Genomic DNA, 1,828 nt, shown 5'->3' with positions numbered 1-1,828 from the left:
CTAGGAGACTGCTGAACTAAGTGCTTTATGGGGCTGGTCCGGGGCGTTCACGTGTCGGGGCCAGCCCTTCCTTTTGTGGTCTCGGGTTCTGTGATTGAAGCATCGGGTCCTGTTTCTGGGCTTTTGAGGGTTGTTCGCCGGGTGGCGGGTCCGGTTTTCGCTGGCGGGAGGCCCTGAGGTGGTGCCCGCGTTCAAGCGATGGCCCAGGATCCTTTTTCGCTGGTAAGTCCGAGCGCGAGGAGGCGTCGCAGGTTCAGCCCGGCAATCCTCAGTTGCAGCCAGGCATTGTTCTGGTTTGTGCCGCGGTGCCGAACGCGGCGGTTGCCGCGGGTGAGCCAGGCGATGGACCGTTCGACCATGGGCCGGTGGGTGCGGTAGTCGTGCTGGAAGTCCGGGTCCGTGGCGCGTTTCCGGTGTTCGCGCTGCAGGGCGTCGTGCTCGTGCAGTTCGAGTTTGCGCCCGCGTGGGGAGCCGGTGCACCGGGCCCGGAGCGGGCAGCTGCTGCAGGCGGCGCCGAAGGTGACCCGCCGCTTAGCGGTGATCCTGCGCGTAAGCCCGTTCGGGCAGGTCGCGGTGCCGGCTGATTCATCGACGGTGAAATCATCGAGGGTGAACCCGCCTTCGACGGCCGGGCGCAGCGGCCAGGGTTTGATCACCGGGGTATGGCCGGTGCCGGCGAGAGCGGCGAGCATGTCCCCGGACCCGTAGGCCGAATCGGCCAGGACGTCCACGCTGGTCCCGGCGATCGTGGGCTCCATGCCGATCAGCCGGGCGCCGACGGCCCCGTCGCTGTTCTCCGGTCCGGAGGCCTTGGTCAGCTCCGCGGCGGTGATCAGCCCGGTATCGGGCTCGATGACAATGTGGGCTTTGAATCCGTCCTGCTGCCGGGACCTGGTCTTATGCGCGTGCCGGGTGTCCGGGTCCACGGTGGAGATCATCCGGTCCGGTGCGACCTTCCGGGCGATCCGCCACCGCCCGTCGGTCCCGTCCGAGTCCTCGGCCGGTTCCACGTCCTGCCCGGCGACCAGTGCAAGCAGCGCGTACGCATCGGCCCCCCTGCCCTCCAAGGTCTCGGGATCGACCGCGGCCAGCAGCGCCAGCGCATCGGTGACCAGCGCCGAGACCAGCCCGTCCCTGGCATCCTGGTCGTCCCAGGCGATGTCCGGCTTACCGGTGCGCGTGTAGTCATACCCCTTCGCGTGGGTGGCCAGCAGGTCCTGGCCGCCGGGGATGTCACGGCCGAAGCGCCGCACCGCTGCGATCAGCTGCGTGATCGTGTCCTGCCTCGCGACCGCGTCATCCAACACTGTTGAATCAACCGCCCGCCGGCGCTTGCCCGCCAGGACTCCGGTTTCCGCAACGACCTCGGCGATGGCCTTCATGATCCGGTGCGGGTTCTTCGATGCCGCCAGCCGCCGGCGCCAGTACGTCAGCGTGCTCGGATGGAATGCCGTATCGGTCAGTCCGTACCCGCACGCGGCTTTCCAGCGCAGATCGTACGTCAACGCCTCGGCTGTTTCCCGGTCAGAGAGGCCCTGCAACGCCTGCAGCACCAGCACCGAACCGATCACCGAAGCGGGAACTGACGGCCGGCCCCGCCGCGACGGGAACAGGTCCTCCATCATCGAATCCGGAAACAACCGCCCCCGATGCTTGGCCAGAAAAGCGAAGACACTGCCCGGAGCCAACAACTCTCCGGCCAGCGCCTCCACATCCAAATACCCGCGTTGCGCGTCCTCGCGTCCCTGCATAAGACCAGTCTTAACCACCAGCCTCACCAGTCCAGCCGACGCGCCTAAACCAGCGGATATTTCAGCAGTCTCCTAGG

General features: G+C 67.1%; 1 protein-coding gene. It reads right to left on the bottom strand.

From position 1 onward, the window contains the following. Positions 1-191 precede the first annotated feature (191 nt). Positions 192-1,751 (bottom strand): IS1182 family transposase, encoded by a 1,560-nt coding sequence (locus tag HTS88_RS21905; RefSeq protein ID WP_174182294.1) that lies wholly within the window; start codon positions 1,749-1,751, stop codon positions 192-194. Positions 1,752-1,828: the final 77 nt, after the last annotated feature.

Origin of the sequence: Pseudarthrobacter oxydans (assembly GCF_013314975.1) — a bacterium.
Classification (GTDB): domain Bacteria; phylum Actinomycetota; class Actinomycetes; order Actinomycetales; family Micrococcaceae; genus Arthrobacter; species Arthrobacter oxydans.
Note: the sequence above shows the minus strand (reverse complement) of the source record. Positions and strands in the feature narration are given on the sequence as shown.